The sequence below is a fragment of the Actinomadura verrucosospora genome, assembly GCF_039540335.1.
In the GTDB taxonomy this organism is placed as follows: Bacteria; Actinomycetota; Actinomycetes; order Streptosporangiales; family Streptosporangiaceae; genus Spirillospora; species Spirillospora verrucosospora.
This window is the reverse complement of sequence record NZ_BAABEV010000002.1, coordinates 69,322-87,504: the sequence shown is the minus strand read 5'-3', so window position 1 is coordinate 87,504 and position 18,183 is coordinate 69,322. Positions and strand designations below refer to the sequence as shown.

General features: G+C 73.7%; 16 protein-coding genes and 1 pseudogene. 10 read left to right on the top strand and 7 right to left on the bottom strand.

Annotation, left to right across the window (positions count from 1 at the left end; all coding sequences use genetic code 11):
* Positions 1–50: 50 nt before the first annotated feature.
* The 3 genes from ABD944_RS02780 to ABD944_RS02770 form a co-directional block, all read right to left on the bottom strand.
* Positions 51–758: a DUF4389 domain-containing protein gene (locus tag ABD944_RS02780; protein WP_345172006.1), complete on the bottom strand. Its 708-nt coding sequence runs from the start codon at positions 756–758 to the stop codon at positions 51–53.
* Between the two features lie 147 nt (positions 759–905).
* Complete coding sequence (locus ABD944_RS02775) at positions 906–1,445, bottom strand: SMI1/KNR4 family protein (RefSeq protein ID WP_345172004.1); 540 nt, start codon at positions 1,443–1,445, stop codon at positions 906–908.
* 48 nt (positions 1,446–1,493) lie between these two features.
* The gene (locus ABD944_RS02770; RefSeq protein WP_345172003.1) at positions 1,494–2,648 is read right to left on the bottom strand and encodes an FAD-dependent oxidoreductase; all 1,155 of its coding nucleotides are present in this window, start codon (positions 2,646–2,648) and stop codon (positions 1,494–1,496) included.
* Positions 2,649–2,698: 50 nt separating this feature from the next.
* On the opposite strand from ABD944_RS02770, the gene ABD944_RS02765 reads away from it, so the two are divergent.
* Positions 2,699–3,190 (top strand): flavin reductase family protein, encoded by a 492-nt coding sequence (locus ABD944_RS02765; protein ID WP_345172001.1) that lies wholly within the window; start codon positions 2,699–2,701, stop codon positions 3,188–3,190.
* Here the strand turns inward: ABD944_RS02765 and ABD944_RS02760 are convergent.
* Both ABD944_RS02760 and ABD944_RS02755 read right to left on the bottom strand, forming a co-directional pair.
* Positions 3,141–3,572, bottom strand: coding sequence for a cupin (locus tag ABD944_RS02760; RefSeq protein WP_345172000.1), 432 nt, complete (start codon positions 3,570–3,572; stop codon positions 3,141–3,143). The genes ABD944_RS02765 and ABD944_RS02760 overlap by 50 nt on opposite strands.
* A 14-nt stretch (positions 3,573–3,586) precedes the next feature.
* Positions 3,587–5,038 (bottom strand): MFS transporter, encoded by a 1,452-nt coding sequence (locus ABD944_RS02755; RefSeq protein ID WP_345171998.1) that lies wholly within the window; start codon positions 5,036–5,038, stop codon positions 3,587–3,589.
* A 164-nt stretch (positions 5,039–5,202) separates the two neighbouring features.
* On the opposite strand from ABD944_RS02755, the gene ABD944_RS02750 reads away from it, so the two are divergent.
* Positions 5,203–6,345 carry a sensor histidine kinase gene (locus ABD944_RS02750; protein ID WP_345171996.1) on the top strand — a complete coding sequence of 381 codons (1,143 nt, stop codon included), beginning with the start codon at positions 5,203–5,205 and terminating at the stop codon, positions 6,343–6,345.
* A pseudogene (locus ABD944_RS02745) lies at positions 6,342–7,000 on the top strand (response regulator). Before ABD944_RS02750 ends, ABD944_RS02745 begins: the two are co-directional and overlap by 4 nt.
* A 15-nt stretch (positions 7,001–7,015) precedes the next feature.
* On the opposite strand, the gene ABD944_RS02740 reads toward ABD944_RS02745, so the two are convergent.
* Positions 7,016–7,375 (bottom strand): STAS domain-containing protein, encoded by a 360-nt coding sequence (locus ABD944_RS02740; protein WP_345171994.1) that lies wholly within the window; start codon positions 7,373–7,375, stop codon positions 7,016–7,018.
* Complete coding sequence (locus ABD944_RS02735) at positions 7,372–8,694, bottom strand: PP2C family protein-serine/threonine phosphatase (RefSeq protein ID WP_345171992.1); 1,323 nt, start codon at positions 8,692–8,694, stop codon at positions 7,372–7,374. The genes ABD944_RS02740 and ABD944_RS02735 overlap by 4 nt, the downstream gene beginning before the upstream one ends.
* A gap of 274 nt (positions 8,695–8,968) precedes the next feature.
* Here ABD944_RS02735 and ABD944_RS02730 point away from each other — a divergent pair, with 274 nt between their 5' ends.
* From ABD944_RS02730 to ABD944_RS02700, 7 genes are all read left to right on the top strand, one after another.
* Positions 8,969–13,147 (top strand): SpoIIE family protein phosphatase, encoded by a 4,179-nt coding sequence (locus tag ABD944_RS02730; RefSeq protein WP_345171990.1) that lies wholly within the window; start codon positions 8,969–8,971, stop codon positions 13,145–13,147.
* Entirely contained in the window at positions 13,144–13,476 is a 333-nt protein-coding gene (locus ABD944_RS02725; protein ID WP_345171988.1) for an STAS domain-containing protein, read from the top strand. The genes ABD944_RS02730 and ABD944_RS02725 overlap by 4 nt, the downstream gene beginning before the upstream one ends.
* A gap of 67 nt (positions 13,477–13,543) precedes the next feature.
* The gene (locus ABD944_RS02720) at positions 13,544–13,909 is read left to right on the top strand and encodes an STAS domain-containing protein (RefSeq protein ID WP_345171986.1); all 366 of its coding nucleotides are present in this window, start codon (positions 13,544–13,546) and stop codon (positions 13,907–13,909) included.
* 188 nt (positions 13,910–14,097) lie between these two features.
* Positions 14,098–14,517, top strand: coding sequence for a helix-turn-helix transcriptional regulator (locus ABD944_RS02715; protein WP_345171984.1), 420 nt, complete (start codon positions 14,098–14,100; stop codon positions 14,515–14,517).
* A gap of 254 nt (positions 14,518–14,771) precedes the next feature.
* A complete protein-coding gene (locus tag ABD944_RS02710; protein WP_345171982.1) occupies positions 14,772–15,974 on the top strand; it encodes a PP2C family protein-serine/threonine phosphatase in 1,203 nt (400 codons plus the stop codon).
* Positions 15,971–17,737, top strand: a complete 1,767-nt coding sequence (locus ABD944_RS02705; RefSeq protein WP_345171979.1) for a sensor histidine kinase — start codon at positions 15,971–15,973, stop codon at positions 17,735–17,737. The genes ABD944_RS02710 and ABD944_RS02705 overlap by 4 nt, the downstream gene beginning before the upstream one ends.
* Positions 17,734–18,180: a response regulator gene (locus ABD944_RS02700; protein WP_345171976.1), complete on the top strand. Its 447-nt coding sequence runs from the start codon at positions 17,734–17,736 to the stop codon at positions 18,178–18,180. Before ABD944_RS02705 ends, ABD944_RS02700 begins: the two co-directional genes overlap by 4 nt.
* Positions 18,181–18,183: the final 3 nt, after the last annotated feature.

The window sequence follows — 18,183 nt, the reverse complement described above, 5'->3', positions numbered from 1 at the left end:
CGATCTCGGGGCGCTGCCGGCGGCAGGGCCTAACGTCCCGTGGCGGGGGCCTAACGTCCCGGCGCGTCCGGCGCGTCCGGCGCGTCCGGCGCCGCAGGCGTCGCGAGGCCCGGCGCGTCACCGGGCTCGGTCTCGCCCATGTCCAGCCGGAACGGCGGGTAGCGGTCGGTCATCAGGAAGGCGTAGCCGGCCACCCGCAGGACCCACCGGTCCATCCCCATCACGAACGGGAAGACGCTCCGCAGGTAGCTCCCGGTGAACAGCAGCGCGACCGCGGCGACGAGCACCAGCAGGCCGACCACGCCCGGCGAGTTCCAGTTCTCCCCGCCCATGCCGCCGCCGGTGAACAGCGAGACCACCAGGTAGTGCGGGATCGCCAGCAGCCACCACTTCACCAGCACCAGCCCCCGCGACAGAGGCCCGGGGTAGTCGATGCGCAGCCGGGCCGGGTAGTCCGGGACGTCGCCGAGCGTGAACGGCGGGTACCGGTCGGTGCCCAGGGCGCCGTACCCGTAGAACGCCACCCGCCACGCCCAGCGCAGCACCCCGACGTCGAACTCGAAGATCGACCGCGGGTAGCGGCCGGTGATCAGGATCGCGAAGAACGCGACCACGGTGAGCACGGTGAACGCGATCCCCAGGAAGAACAGCACGATGTAGTGCGGGATCAGCAGCAGCCACTTCACCAGCCACAGCCACCGCGACAGCGGCTCCTCCAGCCGTCCCTCCACGTGGACCGGCATGTCCCGGCCGTCCATCTCGTCCTCCCTCAGCCGAGCGTCCGGCGACCCGGTGCCACCGGGCATGTCCTAGGACCACGGTCGGCTTCCGCGCCGCGGCGGCGTAGGGAGGAACGTCCGCACCCCTCAGGGACCAAGGTCCGGGGGCGCCCGGCGCCTACGGGCTCAGCGGCACATCGAGGCGATGAGGTCCGGGAAGTGCGGGAACTCCGCCCGCGCGGCGGCCACGATCTCGGCGGGCGAACGGCGGCCGGGGGCGTGGCGCTCGGCGATCGCGCGGAAGGCGTCGTTCGGCTCCTCGGGGGACTCGGGGTCCTCGAACGCCTCCCCGGGCCCGAGGCCGGCGGCGAACAGCCACAGCAGGTCGCCGAGATCGCGCGCGATCACGCCGCGGTCGCCCTCGGAACCGATGTAGACCACGGGCTGGCCGGTGACCGGCACGCCGGGCCGCACCAGCCAGAAACCGGCGTAGTCGCCCGCCCCGGTCGAGCCGAAGAAGCGGAACACCCCGCCGTCCGCCTCCGGGTTGCCGGTCCAGAGGCGGAACCACCACGCCGTCTTCGCCGGGTCCTCGAAGCCGTCGTACATCTCGAAGTCGCAGCCGCTCGCCTCGTCGGTCTCGTCGTCCCATTCCCATTCGAAGCCGATCGCGGCCACCTCGGCGAGAGCGGCGGGCAGCGCGAGTTCCCCAGGCGTGTTCGTCACCCCGGCAGGCTAAGCGATCTTCGCGCGTGCCGGGGTCGAAGCCGCGGATCAGCGCGCGGGCGGGGCCGCGCGGCCGGCGCCCACCCGGAACCGGTCGGGGGCCGGGCGCTCGTCCGACGCCGCTTCGGCGATGATCCGGCCGAGCAGAGGCGCGAACTTGGCGCCGTGCCCGGAGCACGGCGAGGCGACCGTGATCCCGCCGGCGCCGTCGACCACGAAGTCCTCGGTGGGGGTGTTGGTGAACAGGCAGGTCGTCTCCGCATAGGGCTCGGGGACGACCCCGGGCAGAGCCTGCCGGACGTAGGCGACGATCCGCTCGCGGTTGGCCGGGTCGACCGCACCGGTCTGGGCGGCCGCGCTCCTGATCGGCCGTCCGCCGTTGAACTCGGCCACCTTCTGGCCGCTCCGGCCGTCCGGGAGGGCGGCGTCGCGGCCGCCGGGCAGGCCGTAGACCAGCGTGTCCGACTCCTTGTGGATGAACGTCGGCCACGGCTCCCCCGGATCGTCCCGGTAGGGGAAGTGGTAGGCGTTCTCCTGCATCACCTGGAGCGGCGGGAACGCCGCCAGGAGCGAGTCCGGCAACCCGAGGCCGCCGAGCAGGTCGGGCAGCCAGCCGCCCACGGCGACGACGACCTTCTCGGCCTCCTCCGCCCGCCCGTCCACGCCCACCACCCGGTGCCGGGTGCCCACCCGCTCGACGGCCGCCACCGGGCGGCCGGTCTCGACCCGGGCGCCCTCGGCCTCCGCCAGCCGCAGCATGGCCGCCACCGCGGCCTCCGCGTCGACCACCCCGGCGTCCGGGTGCCACAGCACCTCGCCGCCGCCGAAGCGGAACTGCGGCCAGCGCGCGGCCGCCTCGGCGGCGGTCAGCAGCTCGTGCTCGACGCCGACCCTCGCGAGCACCGCGGCGAGCGCCGCCGGGTCACGGCCCGCCCCGGCGTCCAGGGAACCCGTGCGGGTGACGAGCCGCTCCCCGGACGAACGCTCCAGCTCCTGCCATTCGCGCCGTGCGTCGACGACCATCTGGGCGTAGAACGGGTCGGCGTAGCCGTACCGGAGGATCCGCGCGGACCCGTGCGAGCTGCCCTCGGCATTGGCCGGCGTGCGGCCCTCCAGCACCGTCACCTCATGCCCTCGCCGGGCCAGCTGCCAGGCGCTCGCGGCACCGACGAGGCCCGCCCCGACGACGACGTACGTGCCCATCGTGATGCTTCCTTCCGCCGTGGACCGGATCATCACCGTAGGCTGGCGCGGTGGACAGCGATAGGTTCGTCGCCGGATTCGACTACCCGATGTTCGTGGTGACGGCCGCCGATCCCGGCGCGGGGACGCGGGCGGGCTGCCTGGTCGGGTTCACGACGCAGACCAGCATCGAGCCGTTCAGGTTCCTGGTGTGCCTGTCCCGCCGCAACCGGACCTACCGCGCGGCCGAGAGGGCGTCGGTGCTGGCCGTGCACGTCCTCGGACGCGGTGAGGACCAGCGGGAACTGGCGGCCCTGTTCGGAGAGCGGACCGGCGACGAGATCGACAAGTTCGCCCGCTGCTCCTGGCGGCCGGGCCCCGAGGGCGTGCCCCTGCTCACCGGCGTCCCCCGCCGCATGGTCGGCCGGATCGTGGAGCGCACCGAGCTCGGGGACCACGCCGGGTTCCTCCTGGCCCCGATCGACGTGACGATCGAGGCCGAGGCCGACCCGCTCACCTTCCAGGCCCTGCCCGACATGGATCCGGGCCACGAGGCGGGCTGACGGTCCGCGCTTCCCTCCGGCTGCCGCGCGGCAGGGTGACGGTCATGATGCTGCTCGGCGTGTCCAGCTCGATGCGGTGCCAGCGGCCGCGCGGGACGATGGCGGCGCTCCCGGCCGTCAGCCTGATCACCTCCTCCCGCGGCCCCGGCTCCTCCGGGCGGAGGCAGAGGCGGATCTTCCCGATGAGGCAGGACACGACCTCCTCGGCCTCGGGGTGGACCTCCCACCGGTCGGCGTGGACGTCGGCGTCGGTCTTCGCGTGGAAGACCGTCACCCGCCACCCGTCCCGCTCGGGGCTCCAGGCGCGCGGCGCGGCCGAGATCCCGCCGCCGCGGTCGAGGTGGAGGAAGCAGGTGGAGAGGTCGATCGGAGTAACGGTCATGACGGGACGTCCTTTCAGTCCTGGACGGTCAGCAGGTCGCGGTCGTCGAGCCGCTCGGCCATTGCGGGCGGGGCGGTGCGGCGCAGCACGGTGAGGGCGATGAGGGCGGCGGCCATCAGGAGTGCGGCGCCGAGGGCGAGGCCGAGCGCGTACCCGTCGTTGAGGGCCGCGGGCGTGGAGGCGCCGCCGGTGCGGTGCTGCGCGGCGGTGCCGAGGGCGGCCAGGCCGAGGGAGGCGCCGATCTGGCGCGAGCTGTTGAGCAGCGCCGAGGCGGTGCCGGTCTCCCGGGCCGCGACGCCCCCGGTGGCGACGGACACGAGCGGCGCCAGGCAGAGCCCGAAGCCCACCCCGGCGACGATCGAGGGCCCCAGCACGTCGGCGGCGAAGGCGCCGTCCGCACTGATCATGCCGAACCAGGCGAACCCCGCCGCCGTCAGCAGCCCGCCGGCGACCAGCAGGGTCCGTGGGGCCGACCGGTAGCCGAGCTTGACGGCCAGGACCGACCCCGCGGCCACTGCCAGCGCGAACGGCAGGAACATGGTCCCGGTGAGCGCCGCTCCGTGCCCGAGCACCCGCTGCAGGTAGAGCGACATGAAGTAGAAGGACGAGGCCATCGCGGCGCCCACCAGGAGGTTGAAGGCGTTGGCCCCGGCCACCGAGCGGTTGGAGAACAGCCCCAGCCTGATCAGCGGGTCGCGTGCGGTGGTCCTCTCCTGGCGGAGGAACGCGGCCAGCAGCGCGGCGGCGACGGCCAAGGTCGTCAGGGTGACGGGCGAGGTCCACCCGTGCCGGTCCGTGCGCACGATCCCGAACACCAGCAGGCTCATCCCCGCGGTGGCCAGGACGGCGCCGAGGACGTCCGGACGGCCCCTGCGGTCCGGGGGCGGACCGGCGGCGACCCCGCGCCAGGCCAGCGCCAGCGCACCGGCGGCCATCGGCACGTTCACCAGCATCACCCACCGCCAGCCGGCGTACTCGGTGAGCACGCCGCCGATCAGGACGCCGAGCGCGCCCCCGGCGGCGTTCGTCGCGCTCCAGATCCCGAAGGCCCGGACCCGCTCCCGGCCCGAGGGGAACGTCGCGGTCAGCAGCGCCAGCGCGGCCGGTGCCAGCGCCGCCGCGCCGACGCCCTGGGCGGCGCGGGCGGCCACGAGATGGCCCGGCGCCTGGGCCAGGCCGCCGGCGAGGGACGCCAGGCCGAACAGGACGAGCCCGAGCAGGAGGACGGGTTTGCGGCCGTACCGGTCGGCGGCCTTGCCTCCGAGCAGGAGCAGCCCGCCGAAGGAGAGGGCGTAGGCGTGGATGACCCAGGTCACCCCGACCGCGCCGAACCCGAGGCCGGCGGCGATCCGCGGGAGCCCGACGTTCACCACCGACAGGTCCAGCGACACCATGAACTGCACGACGGCCACCGCGGCCAGCGTGAGCCCGGGGCGGATCCCGCTTCTGTCTTCGATCGTGTGCATGCCTGACATCGTGGTGTTCGAGCAGGTCAGCGCACATCGAGCGGGAGATGGCCTTTTCCACTGACGCCCGGAGCGTACGTTCAGTGCCACTACACCGCGAGATGTAGTGATTTCTCCGCCGTTCCGCCGAGGAATCTGGAGGGAAACGGTCTTAATCTGCACGGATGAGCTCCATGAACGGGTGGCGGCCGCTCGTCCAGGACGGCCTGCTCGCCGTGGCGATGGCCCTCTTCCTGTCGGTCGTCGTGGCCATCACCCCGCACGCGGGGGCGCTCGACCTGGCCGCGGCCCTGGCGGGCTCGCTCGCGCTCGTCGCCTGGCGGCGGGCGCCCCTGGCGGCACTCGTCGTCAGCGCGGTCTGCATGCTCGCGCTCGCCGCCCACGTCCGGCCGGGCCCGGCGGCCGCCTTTCCCGTCATCGTGGCGGTGTTCGCCGCTTTCCGGGCGGGCCACCGGGTCGCGACGGCGCTGGTGGGCACGGCCTTCCTCGGCCTCGGCCTGATGGTGCGGCTGCCCAGCGCCGACGGGTCCCTGCGCGATCTCCAGAGCCTCTCGCTGCTGGTCGGGTGGTTCGCGGCGGCCGGGGTGACCGCGACGGTGACCCGGCACCGGCAGGCCTACCTGGAGGAGGCCGAGCGGCGGGCCGTCGAGGCCGAGCGCACCCGCGAGGAGGCCGCCCGGCGCCGCGCCGGCGAGGAGCGCCTGCGCATCGCCAGGGAGCTACACGACTCCCTCACGCACAGCATCTCGATCATCAAGGTCCAGGCGGGGGTGGCCGTCCACCTGGCGCGCAGGCGCGGCGAGGACGTGCCGCCCGCGCTGCTGGCCATCCAGGAGGCCAGCGGCGACGCCATGCGCGAGCTGCGCGCCACGCTGGAGGTGCTGCGCGACGCCGACCGCTCCGACGGCGAGTCCCTCGCCAGCGGCCTCGACCGGCTCGACGACCTGGTGGAGCGGGCCCGCTCCATCGGGCTGCCGGCCACGGTGACGATCTCCGGCACGCGGCGCGACCTGCCCGCCGAAGTGGACCGGGCGGCCTACCGGATCGTCCAGGAGGCGCTCACGAACGTCTCCAGGCACGCGGGCGGCGCCGCCGCCGCGGTGCGCGTCGACTACGCGAGCGGGGAACTGGTCGTGCAGGTCGACGACGACGGCGAGGCCGACCCGGACGCGCCGCCCGTGCCCGGCACGGGCCTGCTCGGCATGCGCGAGCGCGTCGCGGCGCTCGGCGGGCGGCTGCGGGCCGGGCCCCGCCCCGAGGGCGGCTTCACCGTGCGCGCCGAGCTTCCCCTGGGAGATCCCTCGTGATCCGCGTGCTGCTCGTGGACGACCAGGCGCTCATCCGCGGCGGCTTCCGGGCCCTGCTGGAGATCGAGGACGACATCGAGGTGGTGGCCGAGGCCGCCGACGGCGAGCGGGGTTCGCGCTCGCCGCCGAGCACCGGCCCGACGTCGCCCTCGTCGACATCCAGATGCCGGTGATGGACGGCATCGAGGCGACCCGGCTGATCGTCGCCGACCCCCGGCTGAGCGGCGTCCATGTCGTGATCCTCACCAACTACGGCCTCGACGAGTACGTCTTCAACGCGCTGCGCGCCGGGGCCTGCGGTTTCATGGTCAAGGACACCGAGCCCGAGGACCTGGTGCAGGGCGTCCGGGTCGCGGCCCGCGGCGACGCGCTGCTGTCGCCCGCGATCACCCGCCGTCTCATCGGCGAGTACGTCGCGCGCCGCCCGGAGCCCGCCCCCGAGGGGCTCGGCATGCTCACCAGGAGGGAGCGCGAAGTCGCCGTCCTGGTGGCCCGGGGCCTGTCCAACGACGAGATCGCCGCCCACATGGTGATCAGTCCGGCCACCGCGAAGACGCACGTCAGCAGGGTGCTGGCCAAGCTGCGCGTCAGGGACCGCGCCCAGCTCGTCGTGTTCGCCTACGAGTCGGGCCTCGTCACCCCGCGGCGCGCCTGAGCCCGCCGGGCGGCCTCAGGCCCCGCGCAGGGACGTGACGGCCTCCTCGGCGGTGGGGTGGAAGGCGAAGACCTGGTCGAGCCCGGTGATCTCGAAGACCCGGGTGAGGTCGGGGTTCAGCCCCGCGAGCACGATCCTGCTCCGGGCCGCCTGCGCCCGGCGGTAGCCGGCGATGAGCACGGTGATGCCGGTGGAGTCGCAGTAGTTCAGCTCCGTCACGTCGAGCACGGCGCCGCCGCCGGGGGCCAGCGGCAGGGCTTCCAGCGCCTCCCGCAGGCGGGGGGCGGTGTGGTAGTCGAGGTCTCCCGCGACGCGCAGGACCGGGACCTCGGCCTCCTCGGACGGGAGGTTGACGGTGAAGGTGTGGTCGGTCACCGAAGAGGCTCCTGTCCGGACGGTTCGGCACGGCGGGGCACGGAGAGGGCCAGCAGCGCCGTGTCGTCGCTGACTCCCGCGCCCAGTTCCGTGAGCAGTTTATGGATGTTCGCCAGCAGATTATCCGCTCCGTCGAAGGGCGTGCTGGTCAGATGCGCGGTGAGGCCCTCGTCGCCGAGCATCGCCCCGTCCGGGGTTCGTGCCTCGGTGAGGCCGTCGGTGTACAGCAGGAGGGCGTCGCCCGGGGCGAGGCGCACGTCGGCCTGCGCGAAGCGCGGTTCGGGCAGTATCCCGATGAGCTGCCCGCCCGGGGTGTCGACGGCCTCGACCGTGCCGTCCGCGCGGACCGCCAGGGCGGGCGGATGGCCGCCCCCGGCCAGCGTCACGGCGAACGAGCCGTCCGGTTCGGGGTCCAGGACCCCGAACAGGGCCGTGCAGAAGCGGGGGTCGCTCTGGTACTCCCCCTTGAGGACGGAGTCGAGGTTGCCGAGCGCGGCGCAGGGGTCGGGCTCGTAGATGGCGGCGGCGCGCAGCGTGTAGCGGGTGAGGGAGGTCAGGGCGGCGGCCTCGGCGCCCTTGCCGCACACGTCGCCGAGGAAGAACGCCCAGCGGCCGTCGTCCAGGGGGAACAGGTCGTAGAAGTCGCCGCCGACCTCGTCCTGGGAGACCGGGTGGTACGCGGCGGCGGCGTCGAGGCCGGGCACCTTCGGCAGGGCGGGCGGCAGCAGGGTGCGCTGCAGGGTGCGCACCAGGCGCTCGGCTCCGGTGCGCATGGTGCGCTCGGCCGTGATGGTGCAGATCGACGACAGCCGCAGTTCCAGCTCCTGGGCGACCAGGGCCGCCAGGTCCGTCAGGATGGCCAGCTGGTCCTCGGACGCGTCGCGGGGACGGGTGTCCAGCACGTTGACGGTGCCGAGGCGGTGTCCGTCCGCGGTGGTGATGGGGGCCGCCGCGTAGAACCGCACGCCCATCTCGCCGTGGACGAGCGGGTTGGCGGCCGTCCTCGGGTCGGTGAGCGCGTCCCTGACGACATACGGGCCGCCGTGCAGGATGGCGGAGGCGCACAGCCCGGGGTCGCGGTCGATCTGCGAGACGCCGTGCAGGCCGTGGGCCGCCTTGAACCAGATACGGTCGCTGTCCACGATGGCCACGGTGGCGATCGGCGCGCCGCAGCTGCGTGCGGCGAGGGAGGCGATGGTGTCGAACGTGCCGTCGGGCGGGGTGTCGAGGATCCGGTAGCGGCGGACGGCCGCGAGCCGCTCCCGTTCGGCGGCGGTGGGGGCGGGCACGGGTTCGAGGTGGCGGGCGTGCTCCGTCACCGTCACCTCCTTTGGTCGGGACCGTGGCGGCAGTCCCGCCAGAAAAAGGGCTTTACCCTGTTTGTACTGCTTATCACGTAAGTAATGACCTGGACGCGCGACCGCGACGGCGGCGGCGCGCCGCGAAAAGGCGCGGCACGACGGACGTCCAGGTTCTGGCGAAACGGTTGTTGCCTCCGGGTCATCCGGGGTAAAGGCAGGGCCATGCGGGGAGCGGGCGCGGCGGGCGTCCGCCGGATGCGGTAGGTGATCGCCTTAATGGAAGAGGGGTGCGGTGGCGCTTTCGGAGGACGCCGAGCGTTCTGAGGAGGCCGGACGCGAGCCGCGGGCGGGGGCCGGCGTCTTCTCCGCCGACAGGGAGATCGGCCCCGATCTCGCCGCGGTGGACTGGACGGCGACGCCGCTCGGCCCTCCGGACGGCTGGCCGCAGAGCCTGCGGACAGCGGTCGACATCCTGCTGTCGTCCCGCTTCTCGATGTGGATGGCCTGGGGGCCGCAGCTGACCTTCTTCTGCAACGCCGCCTACCGGCGCGACACGCTCGGACGCAAGTACCCGTGGGCGCTGGGCCGGCCGGCCCGCGAGGTGTGGACCGAGATCTGGCCCGACATCGGACCGAGGATCGACACGGTGCTCGGCACGGGGAACGCCACGTGGGACGAGGCCCTGCTGCTGTTCCTCGAACGATCGGGATACCCCGAGGAGACCTACCACACCTTCTCCTACAGCCCGCTGCGCGACGACGCGGGCGACGTGGTGGGCATGCTGTGCGTGGTCAGCGAGGAGACCGAGCGGGTCATCGGCGATCGGCGGATGACGACGCTGCGCGAGCTCGGATCCGACCCCAGCGTGATCCGGACCGAGGAGGAGACGCTGGCCTTCGTCGACCGGCAGCTCGACCGCAACCGGAAGGACCTTCCCTTCACGCTGACCTACCTGTTCGAGGACGGCGGGACGGCACGGCTCGCCGGGGCGACCGGCGTCGCCCGCGACCATCCGGCCGTCCCCGCCGCGATGTCGGCGGACGAACCGGGCGGAATCTGGCCCGCGGCGGTGCTCGCGCGGGGAGAATCGGTGCTGATGAAGCTCGATGATCCTCGGTTCGGGGCCCTTCCCTCGGGGGACTGGACCCAGCCGCCCGACCAGGCCCTGGTGGTGCCGCTGCTGCGGCAGGGCAGCGCGCCGTACGGTTTCCTGGTGGCCGGGCTCAACCCCTACCGCCAGCTGGACGACGCCTACCGCGGTTTCGTGGAACTGGCGGCCGGGCACGTCGCGGCGGGCATCGGCAGCGCCCGCGGCTACCAGGCGCAGCGGCGGCGCGCCGAGGAACTCGCCGAGCTCGACCGGGCCAAGACGACGTTCTTCTCCAACATCAGCCACGAGTTCCGCACCCCGCTGACCCTGATCATGGGCCCGGTGCAGGAACTGCGCGCGAGCCTGGAGGGCGCCGGCGAGCAGGTGCACCGCGAGCTGGACGTCATCCACCGCAACGGGCTGCGCCTCGGCAGGCTCGTCAACTCGCTGCTGGACTTCTCCCGCATCGAGGCCGGCCGGATGCAGGCGCGGTACGAGCCGGTCGACCTTCCCGAGGTCACCGCCGAGCTGGCCAGCGTCTTCCGCTCCGCCGTGGACAGGGCGGGCCTGGCCTACACCGTCGAGTGCGAGCCGCTCCCCGAGCCGGTCTACGTCGACCGCGACATGTGGGAGAAGGTGATCCTGAACCTGCTGAGCAACGCGCTGAAGTTCACCTTCGACGGGGCGATCCACGTCCGGGTCGGCGTCGAGGACGGCCGGGCGCTGGTGACGGTGGCCGACACCGGGGTCGGGGTCGCCGAGGACGAGGTGCCGCGGCTGTTCGAGCGGTTCCACCGCGTCGCGAACACCCGCGCACGGTCCAACGAGGGCAGCGGCATCGGCCTGGCCCTGGTCAAGGAGCTCGTCGGCCTGCACGGCGGGACCATCGACGCCGCGAGCACCGAGGGCGAGGGCACGCGCTTCACCGTCCGGCTGCCGTTCGGGAGCGACCACCTGCCTCCCGGCGCGGTCGCCCCGCCGCGCTCCTCCACGGCGGCGTCGGTCACCGCCGACCCCTACGTGCAGGAGGCGCTGCGCTGGCTGCCCGCCGAGCATTCCGGCGGGGACCCGAACTCGACCGACCCGACGCCGCCCGAGCCGGTCCCGGTGCCCGCGCCCGAGGTCCCGGCGCGGGTGCTGGTCGCCGACGACAACGCCGACATGCGCGAGTACCTCACCCGGCTCCTGCGCGGCGCCGGCTACGAGGTGGAGACCGTCGCCGACGGCCGGGCGGCCCTGCGGGCGGTCCGCGAGGGCGGGATCGACATGGTGGTCAGCGACGTCATGATGCCGTACGTGGACGGGCTGGAGCTGGTCGCCGCCCTGCGCGGCGACCAGCGCACCGCCGCCCTGCCGGTGCTGCTGCTGTCGGCCCGCGCCGGCCAGGAGGCATCGATCGAGGGCCTTCGGGCGGGCGCCGACGACTACCTTCTCAAGCCTTTCGCCGCCGCCGAGCTCCTGGCCCGCGTGCGGGCGAACGTGGAGCTGGCCCGGCTGCGCGGTCACCACGCTCGGTGGCGCACCGCGCTGGTCGACTCCCTCCAGGAGGCGTTCTTCGTCTGCGCGGAGGACGGCGGCGTCGTCGAGTTCAACACCGCCTTCACCGACATCCTCGGCTACGAGGCCGCCGGGCTGCCCTATCCCCCGAAGCCTCCCTGGTGGCCGGACGAGAAGACCGACTTCGAAGCGCACCGGCAGGTCGCCCAGGCCTTCGAGAGCATGCTCGTGCGGGAGCGCGGCACCTTCGACGTCCCCGTCAGGCACCGTGACGGCCATCGCGTCTGGGTCAGCGTCGCCTTCAACCACGTCCGCGACCCCGAATCCGGCCGGCGGGTCATCGTCGGCACCTTCCGGGACGTCACCGCCGACCACTACGCCATCCAGCGCGAGAGCGCCCTCGCGGCCCTCAGCATGCGCCTCACCGAGGCCGTGAGCCTGCGCGACACCCTGGTCGGCGCGCTGGAGGAGCTGCGAGACCTCTGGCACGCCGAGCGGGTGATGGCGGCCGTCTTCGGCGGCGGACCGCCGGAGCTGACCTCGACCGAGCCGGGGCAGAGCTGGCAGGACCTGTCCGAGGAGCGCCGCGGGGAGCTGGCCGCGCTGCGCGAGCACCCGCCTCTCACCCCCGTCGCCGAGCACCCCACCGCGATCACGCTCGAACACCCCCGGGGCACCCTCGTCCTCTGGATCGACCTGACCGAGCGGCGCCCGTTCACCGGCCAGGACCGGCTGCTGCTGTCCCTGCTCGCCGGGCGCCTCTCCCAGGGGCTCTCCCGCGCCAACCTGATCGACCAGCAGCGCGACACCGCCCTGGCCCTGCAGCGCGCCATCCTCGGGCCGTCCGAGCTGCCCGACGGGTTCGCCGTCCGGTACGAGCCGGCGGCGCGGCCGCTGGAGGTCGGGGGCGACTGGTACGACATCTTCGCCCTTCCCGACGGCCGCATCGGGATCATCGTGGGCGACTGCGTCGGCCGCGGGCTGGAGGCCGCCACCGTCATGGGCCAGCTGCGCAGCGCCTGCCGGGCCCTCCTGCTCCAGGACGCGGACCCCGCGGGGACGCTCACGGCCCTGGACCGCTTCGCCGCCGGCGTCCCGGGGGCCCGCTGCTCCACCGTGTTCTGCGGCGTCCTCGACCCCGCGACCGGCGACCTCACCTATTCGAGCGCCGGGCATCCGCCCGCCATCCTCGCCCGGGCCGACGGCACCACCCAGCTGCTCGAAGGCGGCAGGTCCGTCCCGATCGCCGTCGGCTCCCCGCGGCCCCGGCCGGACGCCGCGACCACCATCCCCGCCCGGGCCACCGTGCTGCTGTACACCGACGGCCTCGTCGAACGCCGCCGCCGCTCCCTGAACGAGGGCATCGAGCGGGTCGGGCACGCCGTCCAGGAGGGCGGCGAGCGGGGGGTGGACGAGCTCGCCACCCACATCATGACGAGCCTGGCCCCGCCGGGCGGCTACGACGACGACGTCGCGCTGATGCTGTACCGGCACCCCGCGCCGCTGGACGTGAGCTTCCCCGCCGAGTCGGCGCAGCTCGCCCCGCTGCGGGAGGCGCTGCGCGGCTGGCTGGCCCAGTGCCAGCTCCCCCGCCGCACCGCCCAGGGCGTGCTGGTCGCCGCCGGCGAGGCGTGCGCGAACGCCGTCGAGCACGGCCGGCCCGCCGCCGGAGTGCACACCGTCCGGCTGCGGGCCGAGGCCTTCGTCGACCAGCTGCACCTGACCATCGCCGACACCGGCCGGTGGAAGCCGCCCGGAGGGCCCGACGCCGACCTCAACCGCGGCCGCGGCACCGCCCTGATGCGGGCGCTGATGAGCAAGCTCACGATCACGCCCGGCCCGGACGGCACCACCGTCCACATGCACACCTGGATTGGCTCATGAGCACACCCCTGACCCTCAGGTCCGCCCGGCGCCCGGACGGGAGGGCGCTCGTGACGGCCGTCGGCGAGATCGACATGAGCAACAGCGGGGCCCTCGCCACGGCGCTGGACACCGCCCGCGAGGACGGGGGCGAACTCGTCCTTGACCTCACCGCGGTCGAGTACCTTGATAGCGCGGGGCTGAGCGTCCTGTTCGCCCATGCCGACCATCTCGAACTGATCGCTCCGGTTCTGCTGGAACCGGTGCTGACCCTCTCCGGCCTCCCGGAGCTGGCCACCGTCCGCCTCGCCCCGCCCGACGCCGCAGCGCCCGGTACCGACCACCCCTGACGTGCCCGGCGCGCCGACGGCGCAGGGCCCCGACCCAGAGAAAGCGGAACGACGTGGAGGCAACGCCATGGCCGAGGTGACCGGCCACGCGCGGAACGGCTGGACAGTGATCACGATGACCGGGGATCTGGCACTGGACACCGCGCAGCAGGCCGAGCAGCGGATGCGCGGCCTGCGCAGCGAGCACGGCGAGCACCTGGTGCTCGACCTGAGCGGGCTGCGGTACCTGGACTCGGTGGGCCTCAGCCTGCTGATGCGGTTCTACCTGGCGGCCGAGGGACGCGGCGGCAGCGCCGTACTGGCCGGACCGCTGCAGGACGCGGTCCGGCGCGTCCTGCAGATCACGCACGTCGACGAGCGCCTGACCATCCACCCGACCCTGGACGCAGCGCTGGCCGAGTCGCTGCCGCCGGGTGCGGGGCGCAGCGGGTGAGCCCTGCGGCGCGGGCGCCGGGAACGTCTACGCATCACTTCCGTTACAGGAAATATTATTCCGCAAAGATTCCTCGTATGATGACGCTCTGAGCACGGCCTCCCCCTCCCCGGCGGCGGATCCCGCCGACCGGCGCACACCGCGCGCCCGCGGCGGGGAAGGCGGACGCGGGAAGGGGAGGCGGGCGGATGGAGAGGACGCCGAGGCGGCGCGACGACAAGCCGTGGACGTTCCTGACCAACCATGCGCGGGTTCTGATCGCCATCGCGCGCGACCCCGGCCTCCGGGTCCGCGACGTCGCCCAGGACATCGGCATCACCGAGCGCGCGGCCCAGCTGATCATCACGGATCTGGAGGAGGCGGGGTACCTCACCCGCACCCGGATCGGGCGCCGCAACCGCTACACCGTCAACGCCGACCGCCCCTTCCGGCACCCCGCCGAAGCCGACCACGACGTCCAGGTCCTCATCGAGCTGTTCGCGGGCGATGACACGGCCCCCGGCAAGGACGGTGACACAGGGCCCGGCGCGGGCGGTGACACAGCGCCCGGCGCGGGCGGTGGTCCGCGCGGCGAGGCCGGCGTTCCCGCTCAGGCGCGAAGCCGGTAGAAGGTGCGCCACGGGAGGGGACCCGTCCGGACGGGTCACGGGCACCGGTGCGTTACGGTCGCGGTCGGGCAGGTCACAGACGACGCGGATGCGTCGCGCGGCGGTGCGCCGCGGATGCATATTTGCCATAAGGCAACTACTATCGGCGCGGCACCGGCGGGTCGGAGGGGGGAAGGGCGGTGGACGGACTGATGTCGCAGGGTCTTGAGGCGGCCGGCCTCGGGGCGCGCCCTTCCGCGCCGCCCGGACCGCGCATGCCGATCGCGATCACCGGCGCCGCCGACGGGGAGCCGGAGCTCGGGCCGCTGCGGGTCCTGCTGGTGGAGGACGACTCGGCCGACGCGCTGCTGGTGGAGGACACCCTCGCCGACACCGGGCTGCGGGCGTCGCTGCAGTGGGTGCGTTCGCTTCCCGAGGCGCGGGGCCCGTTGTCGGCGAACCCCATGCCCGACTGCGTGCTGCTCGACCTGCACCTGGGCGAGTCGCAGGGCCTGGCGGTGCTCCGGCAGGTGCTGGAGTGGGCGCCGGGCGCCGCGGTGGTGGTGCTGACCGGGCTCGCCGAGTCTCAGGCGGGCACCTCCGCGATGGCCGCCGGCGCGCAGGACTACCTCTCCAAGGACCAGCTGGAGGCGGATCGGCTCGGGCGGGCGATCCGGTACGCGGTGCAGCGGCGCCAGGTCCAGCAGGCGGTCGCGGCGCTCCAGGTCCAGCAGATGCGCGCCCAGGAGAACGCCCGGCTGGAGCGCGGGTTGCTGCCGCGGCCGAGGGTGTCCAATCCGCGCCTGCGGGTCGTCTCGCGGTACCGCCCCGGGCGGGCCCACTCCCTGCTGGGCGGGGACTTCTACGACGTGGTGGAGACCAGCGACGGCCTGGTGCACGCGGTGATCGGGGACGTGGCGGGGCACGGTCCCGCCTCGGCGGCCCTGGGCGTCAGCCTGCGGGTGGCGTGGCGGTCGTTCGTGCTGGCCGGAACGCGCGGAGCGCGGGTGGTCGAACTCCTGGAGGAGCTGCTGGCCGGGGAGGACGGCGGCTCCGAGATGTTCGTCACCCTCATCACGGCGACCCTGTTCCCCGACCGCTCCGTGGCGCGGGTGGTCCGCGCCGGGCACCCCGGGTTCCTGATGCACGGCAACGGCGAGGTGCGGCTGGTCGAGCCGCCGGGCGGGCTGGGCGTGGGCATGGTGCCCGGACTGGCCGGCTGGCGCGAGCACGAGATCCCCCTGCCGCCGGGCGCCTCGCTCGTCCTGTTCACCGACGGGCTGTTCGAGGGCCAGATCGACGACGAGGGCCGCCGCCTCGACCTGACCGGCCTGCTCCGGCTCGCCCAGGGCCACCGCGCGCTCTCCCCCGGCGACTTCGTCGACACACTCATCACCGACGTCGAGGCGGCCTCGCTCCAGCACGGCGGGCTGGCCGACGACGTCGCCGTCATTCACCTTGGATGGACCCCCACATGAGCACACCGCCCCTGACGGTGCGGGACGCCGAGACGGCCGAATCCGCCGATCTCGCCGCACCGCCGCCGGCGAGCGGCCCCCCGCCGCGGCGGGGACTGACCGTCCGCGCCTGGTTCATGCTGGCCGCGCTGCTGATCGTCGCGCTCACCGTCACCGGCGCCGCGGTGGTCCACAGCCTGCTGGAGGAGACCGCGCGGGCCTCGGACCGGCTGGTGGACAGGATCGCGCCGGCGCAGGTCGAGGCGAGCCGGATGCAGATGGCCATGCTCAACCAGGAGACCGGCGTCCGGGGCTACGCCCTGGCGGGGGACCGGCAGTTCCTGCAGCCCTACACCGACGGGCTGGCCACCGAGCAGCAGTCCTCCGCGCGGCTGCGCCGGCTGCTGGCCGACGAGCCCGCGCTGCGCGCCGACCTCGACGCGACCGGGCGGGCGATCGACGCGTGGCGCCGCGACTACGGCGCCGTCGTCATCGACCAGGTCCGCGAGCAGGGCTCCGGCGGCGAGGCGGCCGCCACCGCGGCCCGGGGCAAGCCCGCCTTCGACCAGGTCCGCGCCACCTGGGCGGTCCAGAACCGCCACCTGAGCCAGGTCCGCGCCGAGAGCCGCGCGGACCTGCGCCACACCCGCACGATGCGGGACTGGACGCTGACCACCCTGTTCATCGCGCTGCTGGCGACCGCGGCGCTGCTGGCCGTCCTGCTGCACCACGCCGTGGACCGGCCGCTGCGCATGCTCCGCTCCGCCTCACGCCGGGTCGCCGACGGCGACTTCACCCATGTCATCGGCGCGCACGGCCCCGCCGACGTCCGCGACGTGGCCCTCGCCGTGGAGGCGATGCGTGGCCGGATCACGATGGCTCTGGAGCAGTCCACCGAACGCGAGCGCCTGCTCCAGAGCCGCACCGCGGAGCTGGACTCGCAGACCGTGGAGCTGCGCCGCTCCAACGCCGAGCTGGAGCAGTTCGCCTACGTCGCCAGCCACGACCTGCAGGAGCCGCTGCGCAAGGTCGCCTCGTTCTGCCAGATGCTGGAGCGCCGCTGCTCCGACCAGCTCGACGACCGCGGCCGCCAGTACATCGCCTTCGCGGTGGACGGCGCCAAGCGCATGCAGGTGCTGATCAACGACCTGCTGACCTTCTCCCGGGTCGGCCGCCTGCACCAGCACCAGCGGACGCTCTCGCTGGGCGAGCCGCTCGACGAGGCGCTGGCCAACCTCGACGGCCCCCTCACGGAGTCCGGCGCCCGCGTCGAGAGGCCCGACGACCTCCCGGAGCTCACCGCGGACCCCACGCTCATGGTGATGCTGTGGCAGAACCTGATCGGCAACGCGGTCAAGTTCCGCTCCCCCGACCGCGAGGCGGTCGTCCGTGTCACCTGCGAGCGGGAGGACGGGCACTGGCACCTGACCGTCACCGACAACGGGATCGGCATCCCCGCCGAGTACGCCGACAAGATCTTCGTCATCTTCCAGCGGCTGCACAGCCGCGACGCCTACGCCGGCACCGGCATCGGCCTGGCGCTGTGCAAGAAGATCGTCGAATACCACGGCGGCCGGATCTGGCTCGACCCCGACCGCGAGGAGGGCTCCCGGTTCCACTTCACCCTCGCGGCCGACGACCCGCCCGCCGCGCCCTCCGGCGCGGAGGCCTCCGACGACGCCCCCGACGGCCGGACCGCGGACGGCGCCGGCGCGTCCGCGGACGGCACGCCCGACGCCGACGTTCCCTCCCCGACCACCGACCTCCAAGGAGCCAGTTCGTGACCAGCACCGCCGTCCAACCCATCACCGTCCTGCTGGTCGAAGACGACCCCGGCGACGAGCTGATGACCCGTGAGGCCTTCGAGCACAACAAGGTCGGCAACACCCTGCAGGTCGTCCGCGACGGCGCGGAGGCCCTGGACTTCCTCTACAAGCGGGGGGAGCACGCCGACGCGCCCCGTCCCGACCTGGTCCTCCTCGACCTGAACCTGCCCAAGCGCGACGGCCGCGAGGTCCTCGAAGAGATCAAGTCCGACCCGGAGCTGGCCTCCATCCCGGTGGTGGTGCTGACCACGTCGTCGGCGGAGGAGGACATCCTGCGCAGCTACAAGCTGCACGCCAACGCCTACGTCACCAAGCCCGTCGACTTCGACCAGTTCATCAAGGCCATACGGCAGATCGACGACTTCTTCGTCACGGTCGTCCGCCTCCCCACCCGCCACTGACCC